This is a genomic window from Vibrio pacinii DSM 19139 (assembly GCF_000711795.1).
Classification (GTDB): domain Bacteria; phylum Pseudomonadota; class Gammaproteobacteria; order Enterobacterales; family Vibrionaceae; genus Vibrio; species Vibrio pacinii.
Map to the genome: position 1 here is coordinate 467,402 of NZ_JONH01000001.1, position 21,675 is coordinate 489,076.

General features: G+C 44.7%; 21 protein-coding genes and 1 tRNA gene. 17 read left to right on the forward strand and 5 right to left on the reverse strand.

The window, feature by feature from the left end:
• Positions 1-207: 207 nt before the first annotated feature.
• Positions 208-2,238: an excinuclease ABC subunit UvrB gene (uvrB, locus tag BS19_RS01990; protein WP_038173007.1), complete on the reverse strand. Its 2,031-nt coding sequence runs from the start codon at positions 2,236-2,238 to the stop codon at positions 208-210.
• 535 nt (positions 2,239-2,773) lie between these two features.
• On the opposite strand from uvrB, the gene BS19_RS01995 reads away from it, so the two are divergent.
• From BS19_RS01995 to gloA, 9 genes are all read left to right on the forward strand, one after another.
• A tRNA-Asn gene (locus tag BS19_RS01995) sits at positions 2,774-2,849 on the forward strand.
• 354 nt (positions 2,850-3,203) lie between these two features.
• The gene (gene rsxA, locus BS19_RS02000) at positions 3,204-3,785 is read left to right on the forward strand and encodes an electron transport complex subunit RsxA (protein WP_038173008.1); all 582 of its coding nucleotides are present in this window, start codon (positions 3,204-3,206) and stop codon (positions 3,783-3,785) included.
• Positions 3,785-4,369, forward strand: coding sequence for an electron transport complex subunit RsxB (rsxB, locus tag BS19_RS02005; RefSeq protein WP_038173009.1), 585 nt, complete (start codon positions 3,785-3,787; stop codon positions 4,367-4,369). The genes rsxA and rsxB overlap by 1 nt, the downstream gene beginning before the upstream one ends.
• An 8-nt stretch (positions 4,370-4,377) precedes the next feature.
• Positions 4,378-6,798: an electron transport complex subunit RsxC gene (gene rsxC, locus BS19_RS02010; protein ID WP_038173011.1), complete on the forward strand. Its 2,421-nt coding sequence runs from the start codon at positions 4,378-4,380 to the stop codon at positions 6,796-6,798.
• Complete coding sequence (gene rsxD / locus BS19_RS02015; protein ID WP_038173012.1) at positions 6,798-7,844, forward strand: electron transport complex subunit RsxD; 1,047 nt, start codon at positions 6,798-6,800, stop codon at positions 7,842-7,844. The genes rsxC and rsxD overlap by 1 nt, the downstream gene beginning before the upstream one ends.
• Positions 7,845-7,853: 9 nt before the next feature.
• Positions 7,854-8,489, forward strand: coding sequence for an electron transport complex subunit RsxG (rsxG, locus tag BS19_RS02020; protein ID WP_038173013.1), 636 nt, complete (start codon positions 7,854-7,856; stop codon positions 8,487-8,489).
• Positions 8,482-9,174: an electron transport complex subunit E gene (locus BS19_RS02025; protein WP_038173014.1), complete on the forward strand. Its 693-nt coding sequence runs from the start codon at positions 8,482-8,484 to the stop codon at positions 9,172-9,174. The genes rsxG and BS19_RS02025 overlap by 8 nt, the downstream gene beginning before the upstream one ends.
• Before the next feature lie 45 nt (positions 9,175-9,219).
• Complete coding sequence (nth, locus tag BS19_RS02030) at positions 9,220-9,861, forward strand: endonuclease III (protein ID WP_038173015.1); 642 nt, start codon at positions 9,220-9,222, stop codon at positions 9,859-9,861.
• Between the two features lie 12 nt (positions 9,862-9,873).
• Positions 9,874-10,290, forward strand: a complete 417-nt coding sequence (gene gloA, locus BS19_RS02035; protein ID WP_038173016.1) for a lactoylglutathione lyase — start codon at positions 9,874-9,876, stop codon at positions 10,288-10,290.
• A 64-nt stretch (positions 10,291-10,354) separates the two neighbouring features.
• On the opposite strand, the gene motY is transcribed toward gloA, so the two are convergent.
• Entirely contained in the window at positions 10,355-11,236 is an 882-nt protein-coding gene (motY, locus tag BS19_RS02040) for a flagellar protein MotY (RefSeq protein ID WP_038173017.1), read from the reverse strand.
• Positions 11,237-11,434: 198 nt separating this feature from the next.
• On the opposite strand from motY, the gene rnt reads away from it, so the two are divergent.
• Together rnt and BS19_RS02050 are read left to right on the forward strand one after the other, a co-directional pair.
• Entirely contained in the window at positions 11,435-12,085 is a 651-nt protein-coding gene (gene rnt, locus BS19_RS02045; protein WP_038173018.1) for a ribonuclease T, read from the forward strand.
• A 36-nt stretch (positions 12,086-12,121) separates the two neighbouring features.
• Positions 12,122-13,447 (forward strand): Na+/H+ antiporter family protein, encoded by a 1,326-nt coding sequence (locus BS19_RS02050; protein ID WP_038173019.1) that lies wholly within the window; start codon positions 12,122-12,124, stop codon positions 13,445-13,447.
• An 89-nt stretch (positions 13,448-13,536) separates the two neighbouring features.
• Here the strand turns inward: BS19_RS02050 and bamC are convergent, their stop codons facing one another.
• Both bamC and dapA read right to left on the reverse strand, forming a co-directional pair.
• Positions 13,537-14,562, reverse strand: coding sequence for an outer membrane protein assembly factor BamC (bamC, locus tag BS19_RS02055; RefSeq protein ID WP_038173021.1), 1,026 nt, complete (start codon positions 14,560-14,562; stop codon positions 13,537-13,539).
• 54 nt (positions 14,563-14,616) lie between these two features.
• Complete coding sequence (gene dapA, locus BS19_RS02060; protein WP_038173022.1) at positions 14,617-15,495, reverse strand: 4-hydroxy-tetrahydrodipicolinate synthase; 879 nt, start codon at positions 15,493-15,495, stop codon at positions 14,617-14,619.
• Positions 15,496-15,792: 297 nt separating this feature from the next.
• On the opposite strand from dapA, the gene BS19_RS02065 reads away from it, so the two are divergent.
• The 6 genes from BS19_RS02065 to BS19_RS02090 all read left to right on the forward strand — a co-directional run bounded on the left by BS19_RS02065 (position 15,793) and on the right by BS19_RS02090 (position 19,697).
• Positions 15,793-16,335, forward strand: coding sequence for a glycine cleavage system transcriptional repressor (locus BS19_RS02065; protein WP_038173023.1), 543 nt, complete (start codon positions 15,793-15,795; stop codon positions 16,333-16,335).
• A 12-nt stretch (positions 16,336-16,347) separates the two neighbouring features.
• Positions 16,348-16,815: a thioredoxin-dependent thiol peroxidase gene (bcp, locus tag BS19_RS02070; RefSeq protein WP_038173024.1), complete on the forward strand. Its 468-nt coding sequence runs from the start codon at positions 16,348-16,350 to the stop codon at positions 16,813-16,815.
• Between the two features lie 488 nt (positions 16,816-17,303).
• Entirely contained in the window at positions 17,304-17,651 is a 348-nt protein-coding gene (locus tag BS19_RS02075; protein WP_038173025.1) for a hypothetical protein, read from the forward strand.
• Between the two features lie 68 nt (positions 17,652-17,719).
• A complete protein-coding gene (locus BS19_RS02080) occupies positions 17,720-18,253 on the forward strand; it encodes an RICIN domain-containing protein (protein ID WP_038173026.1) in 534 nt (177 codons plus the stop codon).
• Positions 18,237-19,115: a cytolethal distending toxin subunit B family protein gene (locus BS19_RS02085; protein ID WP_038173027.1), complete on the forward strand. Its 879-nt coding sequence runs from the start codon at positions 18,237-18,239 to the stop codon at positions 19,113-19,115. Before BS19_RS02080 ends, BS19_RS02085 begins: the two co-directional genes overlap by 17 nt.
• 33 nt (positions 19,116-19,148) lie before the next feature.
• Positions 19,149-19,697 (forward strand): hypothetical protein, encoded by a 549-nt coding sequence (locus BS19_RS02090; RefSeq protein ID WP_038173028.1) that lies wholly within the window; start codon positions 19,149-19,151, stop codon positions 19,695-19,697.
• Positions 19,698-19,770: 73 nt separating this feature from the next.
• On the opposite strand, the gene BS19_RS02095 is transcribed toward BS19_RS02090, so the two are convergent.
• The gene (locus BS19_RS02095; RefSeq protein WP_038173029.1) at positions 19,771-21,642 is read right to left on the reverse strand and encodes a methyl-accepting chemotaxis protein; all 1,872 of its coding nucleotides are present in this window, start codon (positions 21,640-21,642) and stop codon (positions 19,771-19,773) included.
• Positions 21,643-21,675: the final 33 nt, after the last annotated feature.

The following is a 21,675-nucleotide window of genomic DNA, read 5'->3' on the forward strand; positions in this document are numbered from 1 at the left end:
GCAATTTGCAAATATTTCGCTCAAAAAGTCGCTTTTAGCTTGAGAAAACCGCCTTTTTTATCGCTTAGCGACTGGCACAGTCTATGCAGACTCTAACAATGACCCTTCTGGGTCACCTAGCCAACTGACGTTGTTAGTGAACATAGTATTCACAAATAACAGCCAATAGGATCCTTGCTATTGGCTATTTTTTTGTCTGGCTGACACTTAACTGTTGGCGATAAACTGTTGGCGTAGCTTGTCAATTTGATCGCGTTTTCCTGCCGCCAATTCAAACTCCAGATCTTGAGCATGCTGATACATTTGTGCTTCAAGTCTACGGATTTCTTTATCTAACTCTTGTGGCGTCATTACATCATAGCTTTGTGAAGGTTCAGCCACTTTAGACAGAGGAACCGCTTTGCTCGTGCGCTGTTTTTTACCCTTAGTGATGTCGCCAAGCTCCATAATATCTTTTATGTTTCGTTTCAGCGCCTGAGGTTCAATGCCCATTTTGGCATTATGATCTTGCTGCTTTTGACGACGTCGATTGGTTTCATCGATGGCTTTCCCCATCGACTTAGTGATCCGGTCACCATACAAAATCGCCTTACCTGCCACATTTCGCGCCGCGCGACCAATGGTCTGAATTAATGAGCGCTCTGAACGCAAGAAACCTTCTTTATCCGCATCAAGAATCGCAACCAACGACACTTCAGGCATATCGAGTCCTTCGCGCAATAAGTTGATCCCAACCAAAACATCAAATTCACCTAAACGTAAGTCACGAATAATCTCAACACGCTCGACGGTATCAATGTCTGAGTGCAGATAACGCACTTTTACATCATGTTCGGTGAGATATTCCGTTAAATCCTCAGCCATACGCTTGGTTAATGTCGTCACCAGCACTCGCTCATCTTTTACCGCTCTAATGCGAATTTCAGATAACAAGTCATCAACCTGAGTCGCGACCGGACGAACTTCTATTTCAGGGTCAAGTAGCCCTGTGGGTCTCACTACTTGGTCAGCGATATCATTCGCTGATTTTTCTAACTCATAGTTACCCGGTGTAGCCGAGACAAAAATCGTCTGCGGAGCAAGTGACTCAAATTCTTCAAATTTCAGTGGTCGGTTATCAAGTGCTGAAGGTAAACGGAAACCAAATTCAACTAGGGTCTCTTTGCGAGAGCGGTCACCTTTATACATAGCGCCAATTTGCGGCACTGTCACATGAGACTCATCGATAATCAACAAGCCATCATGTGGCAGATAATCAAACAGCGTCGGGGGCGGCTCGCCCTCATTACGACCACTTAAATAACGCGAGTAGTTTTCGATACCAGAACAGAAACCGAGCTCATTCATCATTTCAATATCAAACTGGGTTCGCTGGGAAATACGTTGTTCTTCTAATAGTTTGTTATTATCCAACAGGTGCTTTTTACGCGCTTCAAGTTCAATCTTAATATGCTCAATTGCTTCAAGCATTCTGTCACGGGGTGTCACATAGTGCGTCTTAGGATAAATAGTGTAGCGAGCTAAATCGCGCTGGTTAACCACGCCCGTCAATGGATCAAACACACTGATACAATCGATTTCATCATCAAACATTTCAATACGAACCGCATCTTGATCCGACTCGGCAGGAAATATATCGATTACTTCGCCGCGCACGCGAAATTGACCACGCTCAAACGCCACATCATTACGGCTATATTGCAGATCAGCCAAACGCCTTAGAATATCGCGTTGGTTCATAATGTCGCCACGACGAATATGCAACATCATTTTGAGGTACGATTCAGGATCACCCAAACCATAAATCGCTGAAACTGAGGCAACAATAATGGCATCTTTACGTTCTAATAAAGCTTTAGTGGCAGATAAGCGCATCTGTTCAATGTGGGCGTTAACTGACGAATCTTTTTCAATAAAAGTATCCGTAGTCGGTACGTACGCTTCTGGCTGATAGTAATCGTAGTAAGAGACAAAATACTCAACCGCATTATTCGGAAAGAAAGACCTCATCTCTCCATAAAGCTGCGCTGCAAGCGTTTTATTCGGTGCCAACAAGATTGCAGGACGCTGAGCATTCGCGATGACATTCGCGAGTGTGAAGGTTTTTCCTGACCCAGTCACACCAAGTAATGTTTGATGTGCTAAACCAGCATCAAGCCCTTCGGACAATTGATTAATCGCCGTCGGCTGATCGCCAGAAGGCTGATAGTCTGAGACCAAATCGAAAACTTTACCCATCTCTTTTCTCTTGTTGATGTTGCACTTCATTGTCCATTGTGACTGTATAAATATACAGACTCAAGCATTCACTAAAAAATTAATCTCTTTTTTACATCAACGCACGTAGAACAACTAGATCAATCCCTTTAATCCTGATATCATGCTCGACCTCGCAAGAGCCTACCAGTAAAAAATTCAAAAATACCACCCACAAGATATTCACATTTATCTTTATTTTTAGCTAATATCGACAATTTCTATCCAAGACTCCTCTTGAAAGAAAAACATTAAATAAAAACGAAAAAGCTTTATAGAACAAAGGTTAAGTTAGATATTATTTACTTGTGTATAATCTTTTTAGTAATGAAAGATCGACATACTCAAGTTTAATACACACACTTATCCACAAATTTGGTGGATAAGTAAATATAGCCCTTTAGCGATAAGGGCTACAGAAAAGTAAAGCAAATTTTTAAGCTTTTTTTTATTAAATCGCTGGGTAAAATATTGACACTATTCGACTCGATAGCTAATATTCGCTCGCTAAAACAATTCCCCCTTAGTTCAGTCGGTAGAACGGCGGACTGTTAATCCGTATGTCGCAAGTTCAAGTCTTGCAGGGGGAGCCAAATTCAACAAAAAGCCGTGTCGAATGACGCGGCTTTTTCGTATCTGTCGCCACCGGTAACTACACAGTTTCGATCTTTGAGTAATCCGATAACACGTCAAAATATTCTGCTTTAGGATGGATTTGTTAAGAGCTTCAAAGACTAAGCCACTATCAGCGCTTACTGGCCAAACGGCTAGAAGCCCCTTATTTAAGTAACATCAGTGATTCGCCGAAATAATCATGGTAACTCAACTTTTTCAGCCCAGTTTCGTATAATTTTTACTCGATAACATAAAACCTTATCTTTCCTTGGTTGTTATTAGGCAGTCAAAGCAGGATAATATGAGGATCGGAATTTCTACTATATAAAATTATGACCGAATATTTTTTGTTGTTAGTCGGCACCGTGCTGGTCAACAACTTTGTACTGGTGAAGTTTCTTGGCTTGTGTCCATTTATGGGTGTTTCAAAAAAACTTGAGACGGCCATTGGAATGGGGTTGGCGACAACGTTCGTCTTAACCCTCGCCTCAGTGTGCGCGTATCTGGTTGAAAGTTACATTTTGGGCCCACTCAACCTCGAGTATTTACGCACGATGAGCTTCATCTTAGTGATTGCTGTCGTGGTTCAATTTACCGAAATGGTAGTGCACAAAACCAGCCCGACGCTCTATCGTCTATTGGGTATTTTCTTACCACTGATCACAACCAACTGCGCGGTACTTGGTGTCGCTTTACTTAACATCAATGAAAATCACAATTTTATCGAGTCAATCATTTATGGCTTTGGCGCGGCGGTTGGCTTTTCGTTGGTTTTGATCCTATTCGCTTCGATGCGAGAAAGAATTGCCGCCGCCGATGTTCCTATGCCGTTTAAAGGCGCGTCTATCGCGATGATCACTGCTGGACTGATGTCGTTGGCCTTTATGGGCTTTACTGGTTTGGTGAAGTTGTAATGAGCTCAATTCTAATCGCAATTATTGCAATTGCTGCTTTAGCGGCTATTTTCGGTGCCGCTCTGGGTTTTGCCTCGATTCGATTTAAGGTCGAAGCCGATCCTATTGTTGACCAAATCGATACTATCTTGCCTCAAACCCAATGTGGCCAATGTGGCTATCCTGGCTGCCGCCCTTATGCGGAAGCCATCGCCAACGGTGACGAAATAAACAAATGTCCACCGGGCGGGCAAGCAACGATTGAAAAACTAGCCGACTTAATGGGCGTCGATGTCCCAGACTCAGCACACGACCTGGAAAACGCAGTGAAAACGGTCGCCTTCATACACGAAGATATGTGTATTGGCTGCACCAAATGTATTCAAGCCTGTCCGGTCGACGCTATCGTTGGTGGAACAAAAGCCCTGCACACGGTCATTAAGGATGAATGTACTGGCTGTGATTTATGTGTTGCTCCCTGCCCAACAGACTGTATTGAAATGATCCCTGTAGAAACCACTACAGCGAATTGGAAGTGGCAAATGGACGCCATTCCTGTTGTTGATATTACCAATTCTGCGCCAAAGCAGAATGACGTGAATTAAGGGCTGGTATGTCGTCATTAATCGAACAAATTAAATCGGGATCGCTGTGGAACTTCCCCGGCGGTGTTCACCCTAGTGAAAATAAAACACAGTCACTAAAGACCAGTATTGCGCGCGCAGAGATTGCTAATGAGCTTGTGCTACCTATAAAGCAGCACATTGGTAAACCCGGCATGATCATCGTTAACGTCGGTGATCATGTACTCAAAGGCCAAGCTCTGACTAAATATGACACCAGCTTTATGCTACCTGTCCATGCCCCCACATCGGGAACGGTTAGCGCCATTGAATTAAGAACCACTGCGCATCCTTCAGGTTTGAGTGAGTTGTGTATTGTTATTACACCTGACTTTGAAGAACGCTGGATTGAACGCCAACCTTGGGCCAATTTTAGCGACCATACCGGTGAAGAACTCATCGAGAAAATCCGCCAAGCGGGTGTTTCTGGTATGGGTGGCGCAGGTTTTCCTACCGCAAAAAAAATTCAGGCTGGTCATGCTCGTACCGAGGTATTTATTGTCAATGCAGCAGAGTGTGAGCCTTACATCACTGCAGACGACAGCTTAATGCGCGAGCACGCCGAAGAGATCGTTAAGGGCATTGAGATTGTCGAACACATTCTCAAACCCAAATTAACCGTGATTGGTATTGAGGACAACAAACCACAAGCCGTCAAAGCTCTTCAACAAGCGGCTCAGCACAAAGACATTATCATCCGTGTCATTCCAACCAAGTACCCATCCGGTGGCGAAAAGCAACTGATCAAAATCCTCACCAACAAAGAGGTCCCCAATGGTGGTATTCCTGCCGATATTGGTTTGTTGGTACACAACGTTGGCTCTTTGTACGCGATAAAACGCGCAGTATGCGACGGCGAACCCTTGATTGAACGCGTCGTAACCCTGACTGGTAACACTTTCAAGCAACCACGTAATGTCTGGACGCTGCTCGGAACGCCCGTTGAAGCACTACTTAACGAGTTTGGTTATCAAGCAGATAAGAGGTTGCCGCGTTTGATTATGGGCGGACCAATGATGGGCTTTACACTTCCCCATGCGCAGGTACCGATCACCAAAACATCTAACTGTATCTTGGCACCTACTCGCAACGAGATCTCACCGGATCACCACGAGATGGCCTGCATCCGGTGTGGAGAATGTGCAGATGTGTGTCCCGCTTCACTTTTGCCGCAACAATTGCAATGGCATGCCAAGGCCGAAGAGTATGAAAAATGCGAAGAGCTCAATCTTAAAGATTGTATCGAGTGTGGTGCTTGCGCTTTTGTCTGCCCAAGCGAAATTCCCTTGGTCCAGTACTATCGCCAAGCCAAAGCGGAAATAAACACCCGCAAAGAAGAAGCCGAAGCGGCAGAACGAGCGAAGATTCGTTTTGAAGAAAAGAAAGCACGTATGGAGCGCGATAAAGCGCAACGAGAAAATCGCTTTAAGAAAGCGGCCCAAGATCGCCGCAAAGAGATGAAAAAATCGGGCGGTGATGATGCCGTTGCCGCCGCTATCGCTCGCGTTAAAGCGCAAAAATCACAGCAAAGTGACGCTGAGCCTAAAGTCAAACCGGCCGTAGCGGCTGCCATTGCTAAAGCAAAAGCCAAACAAGCAGCGGCTTTAGAACAAGGCAATTCAGAGCCTGATAACACAGAAATGGCGAAGTTGCGTGAAGAGCGCAAACGTCAGGCTCGTGAGCGCAAAGCGCAGAAAGAACAACAAGCCGAAGAACCATCGGCTGAAACCAGCGAATCAACCGCTGGCGATGCGAAGAAAGCCGCTGTTGCGGCCGCGATTGCCAGAGCCAAGGCGCGCAAAGCCGAGCAAACGCAACAAGCCGAAGAGCCATCGACTGAAACTAGCGAATCAACCGACGGCGATGCCAAGAAAGCCGCCGTTGCGGCCGCGATTGCCAGAGCCAAGGCGCGCAAAGCCGAGCAAACGCAACAAGCCGAAGAGCCATCGACTGAAACTAGCGAATCAACCGACGGCGATGCCAAGAAAGCCGCCGTTGCGGCCGCGATTGCCAGAGCCAAGGCGCGCAAAGCCGAGCAAACGCAACAAGCCAAAGAGCCATCGACTGAAACTAGCGAATCAAACGACGGCGATGCCAAGAAAGCCGCTGTTGCTGCCGCGATTGCCAGAGCCAAGGCGCGCAAAGCCGAGCAAACGCAACAAGCCAAAGAGCCATTGGCTGAAACCAGCGAATCAACCGACGGCGATGCCAAGAAAGCCGCTGTTGCGGCCGCGATTGCCAGAGCCAAAGCGCGCAAAGCCGAGCAAACGCAACAAGCCGAAGAGCCATCGGCTGAAACTAGCGAATCAACCGACGACCCAAAGAAAGCCGCCGTTGCGGCTGCTATTGCCCGCGCCAAAGCGCGTAAAGCAAACAAAGAACAACAAAACCACACTGAGGAGAAAGAGTAGTGGCCTTTTTTATTGCCAGCTCACCCCATGCGCATAACCGCAGAAGCACTCCTGATCTCATGAAGTGGGTGGCTTTGTGCGCCCTACCAGGACTTATTGCGCAATGCTACTTCTTTGGCTGGGGGACAATTATTCAACTCGCTCTGGCGATTGCGATCGCACTGAGCCTTGAGGCCTTAGTGATGGTGGCGAGAAAACGTCCACCAACATCAGCATTAAGGGACAACAGTGCGTTAGTCACCGCCTGGCTACTTGCCATTGCTATTCCACCACTTTCCCCTTGGTGGATCATCGCAATTGGTTTGGTTTTCGCCATCGTGATCGCTAAACATCTCTACGGAGGAATCGGCCAGAACCTGTTTAACCCGGCGATGGTGGCCTATGTTGTGCTATTGATCTCGTTTCCTGTCCAAATGACCAGTTGGATTTCTCCAACCGAATTGCAAGCGACAACTATCTCAAGTGGTGATGCGTTTTCACTGATTTTTACAGGTTTTAATTTAGAAGGCTTATCACTGCAACAACTGCGAACGGCTATTGATGGCGTGACAATGGCGACTCCGCTTGATTCACTCAAAACATCGTTGCGCGCAGGCAATACGCTCAGTGAAGCCATGTCTGCACCTCAATTTTCTGGTCTTGCGGGTATCGGCTGGGAGTGGGTTAACCTCGCTTATCTGGCCGGCGGCTTAATGCTGATTAAACTGCGCGTTATCAACTGGCACATTCCGCTAGGCTTCTTAGTTAGCTTAAGCATTATGAGTGGTCTATTTGCTCTATTGGCACCGGGGACAACCGCCTCACCATTGATCCATTTGTTATCAGGCGCAACCATGCTGGGGGCATTTTTTATCGCAACCGACCCTGTGTCAGCGTCAACCACCGTCAAAGGCCGTTTGATCTTTGGTGCCTTTATTGGTGCTATAGTCTTCATTATTCGTAGTTGGGGAGGTTTCCCCGACGGCGTGGCATTTGCAGTACTGCTTGGCAATATGTGTGTCCCTTTGATTGATTACTACACCAAACCAAGAACCTACGGACACTAAGGATTCATCATGCTAAATGCGATTCGAAAAAATGGTGTCATTCTTGCCGTTTTTGCCTGTGCATCAACCGGTGTTGTCGCACTGACTCATTACCTGACTGAAGATAAGATCCAACGCCAAGAGCAGCAGCAGTTATTGTCGGTTCTCAATCAAGTCATTCCACATCAACTGCACGACAATGATCTTTATCAGGCCTGTACCTTGGTCAGCGATCCTGCATTGGGTACGCAAACAGCGATGCCCGTTTATATGGCAAGCTTGAACGGTCAACCCTCTGCCCTCGCGATCGAAGCCATCGCTCCCGATGGCTACAACGGTGCTATCAAGATTATTGTCGGCATTAAGCAAGACGGAACCATTAGTGGAACACGTATCCTAAGCCACCAAGAAACGCCGGGACTTGGTGATAAAATCGACCTACGTATTACGGATTGGATTCTTGGTTTCTCAGGAAAATCAGTCTCACAAGACAATCTGGCTGATTGGAACGTACGTAAAGATGGCGGCCAGTTTGATCAATTTACAGGCGCAACCATCACACCTCGAGCGGTGGTCAAAGCGGTCAAAAACACCGCGCTGTTTGTGAACGCCAACCGCGAGCAAATTCTCGCTCAACCACTAAACTGTGGAGGCAATGATGAGTGAACATAAAACCCTAATTAAAAATGGCTTGTGGGATAACAACCCAGCCTTAGTGCAACTACTCGGACTCTGCCCGTTGTTGGCCGTTTCTTCAACGGTCACCAACGCTTTGGGGTTGGGTATCGCCACGTTATTGGTTTTAGTCGGATCGAATGTCACTGTCTCATTAGTCCGTGACTATGTGCCCAAAGAGGTTCGGATTCCAATCTTTGTGATGATCATTGCTGCACTGGTCACCTGCGTTCAGTTGTTAATGAGTGCCTACGCTTACGGTCTTTATCTATCACTCGGCATCTTCATTCCGTTGATTGTGACTAACTGTATTATTATCGGCCGCGCCGAAGCCTTTGCCTCAAAAAATGATGTGCTTCCTGCCGCCCAAGATGGATTCTGGATGGGACTGGGTATGACCAGTGTACTGGTCCTCCTTGGTGCTATGCGTGAGTTGATCGGCAATGGAACATTATTTGACGGCGCTGATTTACTGCTCGGTCAGTGGGCAACATCACTGCGTATTGAAGTGTTTCAATTCGACAACAGTTTCTTACTCGCACTTTTACCACCGGGTGCATTCATTGGTGTTGGTTTGCTCATCGCACTGAAAAACATCATCGATAAACAAATTGAAGCGCGTCAACCAAAGCAGAAAAAGCAGACCATAGAACGCGCCCGAGTTACCAACGCATAACAGACCAATCCTTAAATTGGCATTCGCACTGGAAAGCAGCTTTAAATGAATAAAGACAAACGAAGATTAATACTAGAACGTTTAAGGGAGAATAACCCTAACCCTCAAACTGAGCTCAACTGGAGTACACCATTCGAGCTGTTAATTGCAGTGCTGTTATCCGCACAAGCAACGGATGTCAGCGTTAACAAAGCGACAGATAAGCTCTATCCGGTTGCGAATACGCCACAGGCTATATTTGATCTCGGCGTTGAAGGCGTAAAAAAGTACATCAAAACAATTGGCCTGTTTAACTCTAAAGCAGAGAACGTCATTAAGACCTGTAAAATCCTGATTGACCAACATGGCGGTGAAGTTCCACAAGATCGTGATGCCTTAGAGGCGCTCCCCGGAGTCGGTCGAAAAACCGCTAACGTCGTGCTCAACACCGCCTTTGGTTGGCCAACCATCGCGGTCGATACGCACATTTATCGCGTCTCCAATCGGACAAAGTTTGCCATGGGCAAAAACGTCGATCAGGTAGAAGAGAAGCTGCTTAAAGTGGTGCCCAAAGAGTTTAAACTCGATGTCCACCACTGGCTTATTTTACATGGCCGCTATACTTGTGTAGCACGAAAGCCCCGTTGCGGCAGCTGTATTATTGAAGATCTTTGCGAATTCAAAGACAAAGTATACCCAGAAAATTAGGAGAGCAAGACAATGTCAAATGGCAGAATTCTACACACTATGCTTCGCGTTGGTGACTTGGATAAGTCAATCAAGTTTTACACCGAGGTCATGGGAATGCAGCTACTGCGTACCAATGAAAACAAAGAGTACGAATACACCTTAGCGTTTGTCGGTTACGGAGATGAAGCGCAAGGTGCAGTGATTGAGCTGACCTACAACTGGGGAACGACTGAGTATGATCTAGGCAGTGCATTCGGTCACATCGCTATTGGCGTTGATGATATTTACTCAACGTGTGATGCGATCAAAGCCGTTGGCGGCAACGTAACGCGCGAGCCGGGCCCAGTGAAAGGGGGAACCACCCATATCGCTTTTGTCAAAGACCCAGATGGCTATATGATTGAGCTAATCCAAAACAAACAAGCGAGCGCAGGTTTAGCGGGTTAATCACAGCTTTAACCGCTTCAAAAAACAAAAAGCCAGCATTGCTGGCTTTTTCTGTGTACGAGTCTTAAACCTGTGTTCGACCTAGCGAGATCACCACGCGGCGGTTTTTATCTCTGCCAAGTGGAGAGGCATTGTCATCAACAGGGCGACGTTTGCCATACCCCTGAACCTGAATCCGGTCTTCAGGCAATCCTAACGATTTAAAATAGTTTTGCAGGACTTCAGCTCGTTTCTCTGACAAGCTTTGACTGACACTTTTGCTATCAACCGCATCCGTGTACGTTGACACTAACACCAGATCGATATCTTGATTGTGTTTAATATACTCTGCAATCTGCGCTAATCGTTTTTGTGACTGTTTATTGAGTTCGACACTGGTTCTGTCGTAATGCAAGATGGTAAACGCGATATCCTCGAAACTGTATGGCAGTAAATTAGCAATACAGTCGCTAAATACGTTGTATGACGGCTGAAACAACACCGAAGAAAGTCCCACTTCTATCCGCTCATCGCGGCTGCGCCACTCTTGATAACTGAAAGTGGGATAGCGCCCTTTTTCAAGTTCGCCTAAAATATTCCATGCCGTTTGCCCACCGACATAACCATCAAATTGTTGAAAAAATCGGATCGTATTTAGACGCGTAGCCCCCTCGCCTGGTCGCCATGCAGGCGGCATAGAAACCAAACTCACATCACGCGTTTTTCCCATTGGACGCTTCATTTTCAACTCGAAATCAAGGCTGATTTTTTTACTCGCATACGAGGAAAATACCGCATCACCATAATTAGGGATCGGGTGGACTAAGCGACACTCCAAAGGGGTATTGGCAACCATTTGCCACGTTGATTGCTGTGGTTTAGCGACATAGTGTTTATCCAGCGCAACGGCACTGGTACTGATTGACACTAATACGGTCGCGACTGTGGTAGCAAACAACTTATTCATACTGCAATTAATCTCTTTATTTGCTTGAGCAGCTCAACGTTGCCGCTCGATTCTCTACCAAAATTAGAAAGCAAAAAGCACGCCAACACATTTGTATAGGACAAATAGCCAACGTTTCTTTTTCAAACAGGATTAACGGTTTTTCTCACGCCAAGAATCTGTAATAATGCCAGCCCTGTCACATTAAAATAAGCACACATGACTATAGAAAACGAAGCATTGACGCTAAAAAAACGATTTCGTGGCTACTTTCCGGTTGTTATTGATGTTGAAACCGCAGGATTTAACGCTAAAACGGATGCCCTACTCGAAATCTGTGCCGTCACCTTAAAAATGGATGAGAACGGCACACTTTGTCCTGCATCAACTATTCATTTTCATGTTTCTCCTTTTGAAGGTGCCAACTTAGAAAAAGAGGCGCTTGAATTTAATGGCATTCGCGACCCATTTAGCCCACTTCGTGGAGCGGTGACAGAAGAGGAAGCGCTAAAAGAAATTTATAAACTTGTACGTAAAGAACAAAAAGCAGCGGATTGTAGCCGTGCAATTATTGTTGCTCACAACGCCAACTTTGATCACAGCTTCGTGATGGAAGCAAGCGAACGCTGCAAGTTAAAACGTGTCCCATTTCATCCCTTCGCGACCTTCGATACCGCAACACTCAGTGGTCTCGCTTATGGCCAAACCGTATTAGCCAAAGCATGTAAAGTCGCCGGGATGGACTTTGACAATAGAGAAGCCCACTCAGCCCTTTATGATACTCAAAAAACGGCCGAGCTCTTTTGCGGCATCGTTAATAAGTGGAAAGCCCTTGGCGGGTGGCCATTGATTGAGTCAGATGCCGAATAAACACAATAAAAAGTAAACACAACTCACGAGTATATTATGAACCCTGTTGTCATTTCTGTCTGCATTATGCTGGCTTTAGCCCTGATGCGAGTCAATGTCGTCGTCGCACTGACCTTCAGTGCCATCGTCGGCGGTTTAGTCGCTGGTATGGATCTCAACCAGTCAATCGCTGCATTTGAAAGTGGGCTTGGTGGTGGTGCAACCATCGCTTTAAGCTACGCTATGCTTGGTACTTTCGCGGTTGCGATCTCTCGCTCAGGTATTACCGACCTGTTGGCCAATAGCGTGATTAAACGCATCCATGGTCAAGAGAATGCCTCTGCCTCAACTGGTCTTAAGTACGCCGTGCTGATCGCACTGGTCTTAGTCACTATGTCTTCACAAAATGTCATTCCAGTTCACATCGCCTTTATCCCGATTTTGATTCCACCTCTTTTAGGCGTCTTTGCCAAGCTTAACCTTGACCGCCGCATGATTGCTTGTGTGCTGACTTTTGGTCTCGTTACCCCTTACATGGTGTTACCGATCGGTTTTGGCGGTATTTTCCTCAACAATATTTTGCTTAAAAACCTTCATGACAACGGCCTTGAGAATGTCGTGGCAAGCCAAGTGCCTGTCGCAATGCTGCTACCAGCAGCGGGAATGATCTTTGGTTTGTTAACAGCGATTTTCTTTACTTACCGTAAACCTCGCCAATACCCGGAAACTGAGTTAACTCATGTTAATCAAGACACCAAAGCTATCAACAAGAAAAACATTGTTGTGGCTGCTGTGGGCATTATCGTAGCCCTTGGCGCGCAGCTCTCAACTGGCTCAATGATTGTCGGTGGTTTAGCTGGTTTTATGGTGTTCACTTTTGGTGGCGTAATCGCTTGGAAAGAGACCCATGATGTGTTCACAAAAGGGGTTCACATGATGGCAATGATTGGCTTTATCATGATTGCAGCAGCGGGTTTTGCGGCAGTGATGAAGCAAACCGGAGGGGTTGAGTCTTTGGTTGAAGCCTTATCAACCAGCATTGGCGACAATAAACCTCTCGCGGCATTATTGATGTTGGTTGTTGGTCTATTGGTGACAATGGGGATTGGTTCATCGTTCTCAACCATTCCGATTCTCGCGACTATCTACGTGCCACTGGCGGCGGCATTCGGTTTTTCACCGATGGCAACCATTGCATTAGTCGGCACAGCAGCAGCGCTTGGCGATGCGGGCTCACCAGCTTCAGACTCAACCTTAGGCCCAACCTCTGGCCTGAACGCTGATGGACAGCACGAGCACATTTGGGAGACCGTTGTACCAACCTTTATCCATTACAACATTCCGTTAATTGTCTTTGGTTGGCTAGCAGCAATGACGCTGTAAACGGTACCTGCAACGATCGATAAGCCACAAAAAAAGCTGACTTGATGTCAGCTTTTTTATTATGTGGTGCAAGATAAATGATCGATGGCTTATTGCACTTGCTTCTCGGCAATCACGGCGAATACTGGCACCATATCTTCAAGCAACTGCTCCTCAACCGGTTTACCCGTCGAATCTGTCACGTTAATCGATGTACGGTTACCAAGATCACCAAACAGGAAGGTGTAGGTTCCTGGAGCAAGGTTAATCGGTTTCACACCAATTTCATCCCAAAACTCATCATCAGGCGCCGCGTACTTAGCTTTAACCGTGCCCTGAGATTGATTACGCTCTTCAAGCGTAAAGCCCATCGCAGGCAGGATGTTCGGCAGGCGATTCCACAACACGTTGTAAGGTGAACGCGCAATGATCACGGGGAAACCGCTGCGGTCAGAGCCCATGGTCACTTGTATGTTCTTAACTAATTGCTCGGCTTTACGTGCCGCTTCCTCTCGGATGTCTAAATCGTAGCGTGCTGTCACTAAGTTGGTCATCAGAGCATTATAGCGCTCCTTATTGGTTGCCGTGACTGGTCTTACTTCGCCCCCTTCACGCCAATCAACCAGTGATATTCTAAATCCATGGCGACCACCCGCAGAAACACGGTCAATTTGGTAACGCGCACCAAGTTCAACATCTTCATCTTCAGCAACCCAACTAACCCAGTCGGTCTCGATAAGCGTCAATGTCTGCTGGCGAATGGTAATATTTTGCTCTTCGATCATCTCAAGCGCGGTTTGCCACACTTTATCGACTTCATCTTCGCGTAATAACCATAAGGTGGTTTCTCCCTGCTTATGCTCGGCTCTAGCACCTGGAATAAGTTCTAGGATTTGTTGCGGCGGACGAATATCCACTTCACGGCCAATACCACCAGCGAACTCACCTTGAGGGATTCGATAGTTAGGGTAAAACTGTGGTTCGGCATCTTGTGGTAAGTTCCACTCTTTCGACGCTGGCGTATCGAGATATTCAAAATCATCTTTCGCCTGACGACGCTGATTTGCACCACCTGAACATGCGCTCAAAACAAAAACAGCTAGTGAACTGAGAACTAGCTGGTGAGAAAATTTCATTGAAACTCCTGATCGTATTTTGCCGGAATCACTTCCGGCAAGGTCTCTTCATATTTAGACAATGCGCGCATCCGTCATTGCTTGCGTCACAATTGGTCGAGCCTGCACGGAGAGCTCGGTCAAAGGTAAGCGTAAACCGCCGTGCTCAATCAGACCCATTTGGTGTGCTGCCCACTTAACTGGAATCGGGCTCGACTCAACAAACAGATTTTTGTGCAGAGGCATCAGGCGTTGGTTAATGATTTCCGCTTCATCGAACTTACCTTCACTGGCTAGACGGAACATCGTCGCCATGTCTTGTGCAGCAATATTATTCGTGACTGAAATCACACCGTTACCACCTTGCTTGACAAAATCAAGGCCTGTCGAATCGTCACCACTTAGTAAGATAAAATCTTCGCCACAAAGTTCACGGTGAATTGAAATTCGGCTTAAATCGCCAGTGGCATCTTTTAGCGCAACGATGCTGTCAATCTGTGACAATCTCGCGACGGTTTCAGGAAGCAAGTCCACTGCAGTGCGACCCGGGACGTTATATAGAATCTGGGGAACATCACTCTCTTCAGCAATGGCCTTGTAATGCTGATACAAACCTTCTTGTGTTGGTTTGTTGTAGTATGGGGTAACACTTAAACAACCCGCGATACCTGAGTTGTTAAGCAAACGACTGAATGTCACCGATTCATGAGTAGCGTTTGCCCCCGTACCAGCAATCACAGGAATTCGGCCATCGGCAAATTCGACGGTCTTCATTACCACCTTGACATGCTCTTCAATCGTCAGCGTAGAAGATTCACCGGTCGTTCCGACAGCGACAATGCCATTACTGCCCGCGGCGACATGGTAGTCTACCAGCTTCTTCAGGCTCACGTAGTCGACTTCGCCATCGAGATTAAATGGTGTAATTAACGCTACAATACTTCCTGAAAACATGTCCTTCTCCCTAAAATAGTTACTAATCGCATGGTACTGTAAGGCGATTGAAAAAGACAAGCGCTTAACGCCGCTTAAATCACCTAAATGAATGAATATTTATCAGATGTTAGATATTTGGCAAATTACGCCTCTTATTTCACGCTGTGTCAGTCGCAAGTGATAATTTCTTGCCTATATTGGCATGACTCAAAATCCCGCCAACTCAACCGAGAAAACGTTCGAAGGTCATTTTTATCACGCGCTTCTGTGCTAAGCTAAACGACTAATAAACATAACTTTGATAAGAGTGAAACTATGACTCAACATCTCGTGATTACAGCGGTAGGAACCGACCGCCCAGGCGTATGCAACCAAGTTGTGCACCTGGTCACTCAGTCTGGATGCAACATTGTTGACAGTCGTATCGCTTTATTTGGCAACGAATTTACCCTGATTATGCTACTTTCTGGTTCTAACTCGGCGACCACTCGAGTCGAAACGACGCTTCCATTACTTGGACAACAGCATGATCTGATCACAATTATGAAACGTACCTCTCCACACGCTCATCTCGACCATACGTACACACTCGAAGTGTTCGTTGAGTCTGAAGACAAGCCTGGGCTAACAGAAAAGTTCACCAACTTTTTTGCTGCGAAAGAAATAGGTCTTTCATCACTTAGTGCTCAAACCATTGATAAAAATAAAATCGGCTCCGAAAATAATCAGTTTCACATCGCCATCACCGCGACGGTCGAATCAGAATGTAATCTGATGCAACTTCAAGAAGAGTTCGACACACTGTGTCACTCGCTCGAAGTTCAGGGGTCACTCAATTTCATAAAAAACAGTCAATAAAAAGGAATCTTCATGAACACGCTGACAGCAGGCACTCCCGCTCCTGAGTTCTCTCTTCTTGACCAAAATGGCGAAACCGTCACATTAAGCGACTTTAAGGGCAAAAAAGTCCTGTTCTATTTTTACCCTAAAGCCATGACGCCAGGCTGTACTGTTCAAGCGCAAGGATTACGTGACGTTAAGGCTCAATTAGAACAACACAATGTAGTGGTTCTTGGTGTGAGCATTGATCCGGTAAAACGCTTGGGTAAATTTATTGAACGCGATCAACTCAACTTCACCCTACTCTCAGATGAAGATCATGCCGTTGCCGAGCAGTTTGGTGTGTGGGGCGAGAAGAAGTTTATGGGAAAAATTTACGATGGTTTACATCGCATTAGCTTCCTTATCGACGAGCAAGGCATGATTGAACACGTATTCAATAAATTTAAAACCAAAGACCACCATCAAGTGGTACTTGATTACCTCAACAGCAAGTAAAAGTACTTTTTGAACAACCAACCTCACTTCACAATATAGTTCAGAGCCAGCGTAATTTATCGCTGGCTCACTCTTCCCTTAAACAATGATTAATATCAACTTATGTAAGCCTATCTAGCTAGAAAAGAGCGATGAAGATCAGGACATAACCTCAATGCTAAATAGAAATCTTCGTCCGTTGTTCTAATTTGGTACTATCATCTCATTGGTGAGACTCACTTTCTTCAAAAATAACCACTTAATCAATAAACGAATGATTGTACTATTTTGAAAAACAACGTTTCACCTAAAATGTTGGAAAAATATGGGTATATAAGTCAATAATATAACCATATTTGATTATCTGATCATAAATCGTTGGTTGTAAGAATACTAAAACTTAATGGTGTTTTATTTTCTTTTTTATCCAAATTAAAATAGCTCTTGATTTATTATCACAGTCTAAAATACGCGGAATTGATTCTGTATCTAGAATGGAGATTTATTTTATGAAAAAAACGACCCCCATATTAGTCACTGTGTTCTTTTTATGCACAATAAATAATGTATACGCTTATCCTGGAAAAAGCCTGTTAGGGTTATGTAATGCTAGTTTTTTTCATGAATCAAAGCGTATAAAAGCCATTAATACTTCCACAGAAAATAATGCATATGCTATGAACCTCCTAATTGACAACAACTGGTACAATTTAGATCTAAGGGAAGGATATAATAAAGTTATTCCTCGTTCTGAAATATTCAAACTAGCACAATACGCATTTGATAATAAATTATTTGTTAATATTTGCACTACTGACTCTTACTACATTACAGGAATAGAAATCGTAGCACCATAAAATTAACCACTGACATCATAATAAAAATCAGAATTACATAAATTTAAATCGCAATGGAAAATTAAGGTATGATATTTGTCATTATTTTATTATTCATTTTTATTTCCTTTTTTTCATATGCTAATTGGTATGTGGAAGGAAATAATGTATCCATAATGTCCAATAAGTATGGGACTTTAATTTATACTTACTATAAAGAAGCCGGATCTACTCTTGATGCCGATGAACCTTATTATCTCAGCTCGCCAACATATATATCTACCAGTCATTGGGAGGTGTGGTATACGAAAGGGGCTCATGTGCAACTAAAGAGTAGAGATACCGAGATGTGTATAGAACGAGCACAAGGGCCAAGTGAACCTATAATACAGAACCCCTGTAAATCTGACTACGAAAAACAATATCTTGAGCGAATAGCTACAAATAATGGAGCATTTTTATTAAATTTCAAAGATACACATTACTGCATAACTACACTTTGGGGAGGGGCACATTACTATCCATATATGGAGACCTGTCCACCTCTTAATAGTGAGGTCGATTCGAAATTTTTATGGTCCTTTATTCCTATATTTGGAGATGCTTATGTTCCTAGCAAGTAAAAATATAACGGCTATAATTATTCTATTTTTCCTTTATTTTGGAAGTGTTCAAGCCTCTAAGGATATTAGAGACTTTAGAACTGGAAATTGGAATATGCAAGGCGCAGCTGGAGATATAGGGAGTAGATGGACGAATGAAGTAAGACGTATGGTGACAGATGGTCAAATTGATGTGTTGAGCTTACAAGAATCTGGCCATATACCCAGCATCCGTGAGATGGCACGTTTACCCACTCCTGGAAGTCATACTGGGCTCCCCCTTGTTGGTGGAAGATTTATACATGGAATTCTTACAGAGCACGCTTGGAATATAAGAACTCGTGCAAGTGACGATCCAATTCGAAGGTACGTTTACCATATCGATCATGATACTGGTGCTGGCCGTGTCAATGTGGCAATCGTTTCTGCAAGTAGAGCAAGTCAAGTTATCATTCTTCCTCCATCTGCCTCATATCCGGCAGTAAGACCTATATTAGGAATTCAGGTAGATGGTGTTTATTTTTTTTCGATTCATGCCTCTGCTAGAGGAGGCTCTGATGCAGTAGGAATTATACGAAGAATAAGGCAATATTTTATTGATAACAATCTGCAATCATCGCAATTCCTCATTTTAGGTGATTATAACGTAGAACCAGACACTCTACGCCAACGATTAGAGGAGCGATACCCTAACCTTTTATCAGAATTGACTATTTTCGCTCCCAATGAAACCACTCATTTATCACAAACACCAAGGACGCTAAACTACACTGTAGCAGGTAGAATATCAGGGAACAGTATATTGTTGAATGCACTGCAGTCAAACATAATACCAGAATTTAGATCAGACCACATAGCTGTGATGTACAATAAGAGGCAGTGATTAAAAGTCATCAACTATTTATTTAGGTGATTTATGAAATTTATTTTTACACTACTTTATTTTATTTATAACAATGCTTATGCAGTTGATAATTTTAGATTGGAAAGTGACATAGGTATAATGTCTCATAAATATGGGACATTAATCGTTGCTTACAACAACAATTATAGAATTCAGCTTCAGGAACCATATTATTTAGATCCATATTATTTAGAACATTCAACTTGGAATCCAAAATTAACTCATGAAGGTATTATTCTGTATAATAAAGCAAAAAAATCATGTATTAAATATGAAGGAGCCAGAGTTCCCTATGCATCCACTTGTGATATTAATAATTTGGGTAATGTGGATAACTTGGATAGCTATACGTTTAGGAGAATACCATCAACACAGGGATCTTTTTTATTACAATTCAAAAATACCGAATTATGTTTATTTGCTAGGTGGGTTGGCTCTCTCTACTATCCATTCGTTGTAACATGTCCTAAATTAAATGACGATGTCGATATGGGTTTTTTGTGGTCATTTGTTCCCAAAGTAGGGCATAGTTTTGCAGCACAGCCGTTGTCAATCAACTAATCGCTGTTTCTTTCATTTGTCCAACCAATAAAACGCCAGCAATACGTGCTGGCGTTCTTTTTCTCTTCAGTGCTTAGACGATAAATTTATTCAAAATCGCATCTTGCTCGCGTACATTTTCCGTCTGTACTTGCATGGCGATATTTGAGTTTTCAGCCGACTCTGCTACTTGTGTCGACAGGTCTTTTATTTTAACGGTGTTACTGTTGATCTCTTCTGCGACCAAACTTTGTTCTTCAGCCGCCGAAGCAATCTGCATATTCATATCACTAATGCGCTGAATAGCTTCTCGAATACGCTGCAATGCACCATCAGCGGCTTGCGCTTTATCCACGGCATCAATCGCGGTGTTTTTACTCTCTGTCATCGCTGCCGAAACGGAGCTTGCACCAGCTTGCAACTGCTCGATCATGTTACGAATTTCTGTTGTTGACTCTTGTGTTCGTTGGGCAAGAGTACGCACTTCATCCGCCACTACCGCAAAACCGCGACCAGACTCACCGGCACGCGCCGCTTCAATTGCCGCATTCAGTGCCAATAAGTTGGTTTGATCGGCAATGTCGTTGATGACTTTCAAAATGGTTTCGATGTTGGCCGTTGCCGACTCTAAACCGTGAACTTCTTCAACCGCTTGATCAATACGAGCAGACAAGTTGTCTATCGAGACAGTGGTTTGACTTACTACAGATGAGCCATCAATGGTGGCATCATCGGCTTCTTTTGCAGCGGCAGCGGCGCCCTGAGCATTATTGGCAACCTCTGTCGCCGTGACCGCCATTTCGTTCATAGCAGTTGCGAGCTGTTCTAGCTCTTCAAGCTGACTACGCATTGCCGTTGCCGACTCTTGCACACCACTGACCGTCATTTCCGTGCCACGCAGGATTTCAGCGCCAATCGCTTTTGATTGTTGTAACTGTTTCTGCAAAGTTTCGGTAAAGGTATTGAACCCCTCAGCTAACTCGGCAAACTCTTTGTCTGTGTTGGTATCTAAACGTTTAGTTAGATCCCCTTGTCCAGACGCAACATCCTTAATTGCATCGTTAAGCACAGCAAGCGGACGCATCAGAGCTTTGATTAAGAAGCTCAGTACGACGACGCTGAGGATAACCCCAATCACGACATACAAAATGGAACTGTTGCGCATATCCGTGACGGCGGCAAAAGCAATATCTTCATCAACGACCGCGCCGATATACCAGTTTTCAGACGGGACTTCTGTAAAGTGTACCAGCAGTTTTTTACCCTCTTGTTCAAAACGCTGATTACCCGCCTGAACTCTCGCTTGCGGGAGATACTTGGTGAGGTTTTCACCATTATTCGCCGAGTCTGGGTGAGCAATTGTTGTACCGTCAGCCGTGACAATAAAGAGGTAACCTGCATCTAACAAGTTGACGCTGTTAACTAAATCGGCCAAACCACCGAGTTCTAAATCATAGAACATACCAGCTATAAATTTGCCATTTTCTTTAACCGGTGTGCCGACAGAAATAATGACTTTCTTCGATGACACATCAATATAAGGGGCCGTGACAACCAAGGTGCCTTGCGCCTTAGCGTCTTTGTACCATGGGCGGATACGTGGGTCGTAATCTGGCCCGGCTTCCCAGCCATCATCATTCTCAACCACAAAGCCATCGGCTTCATAGCCAAAACCAACCGCCAGGAAGCTACCTTTAAGCTCTGGCTTTTCTAGAATATCTTTAACTCGTTGGCGATTTTGTGGATCAAGTTCAATCACTTCCGTCGTTGACTGAGCTAAAGACTTTTTACTGTCCATTTCTGATGTTACGGTATTTTTAACCCCTTTCACCATTTCGGTGAGGCTAGTATCGACAAGTGCCTCTACTTCTTTTTTCACAGTACTTAGTTGCTGAATCGACAACAGAGTTACTGTGACTAAGAGTAGTGCAGATGAAGCCGCAACGATTTTTTGGCTAAATTTCATATCTTCCCTCAATTAGTCAGCAAGCTTATTGTT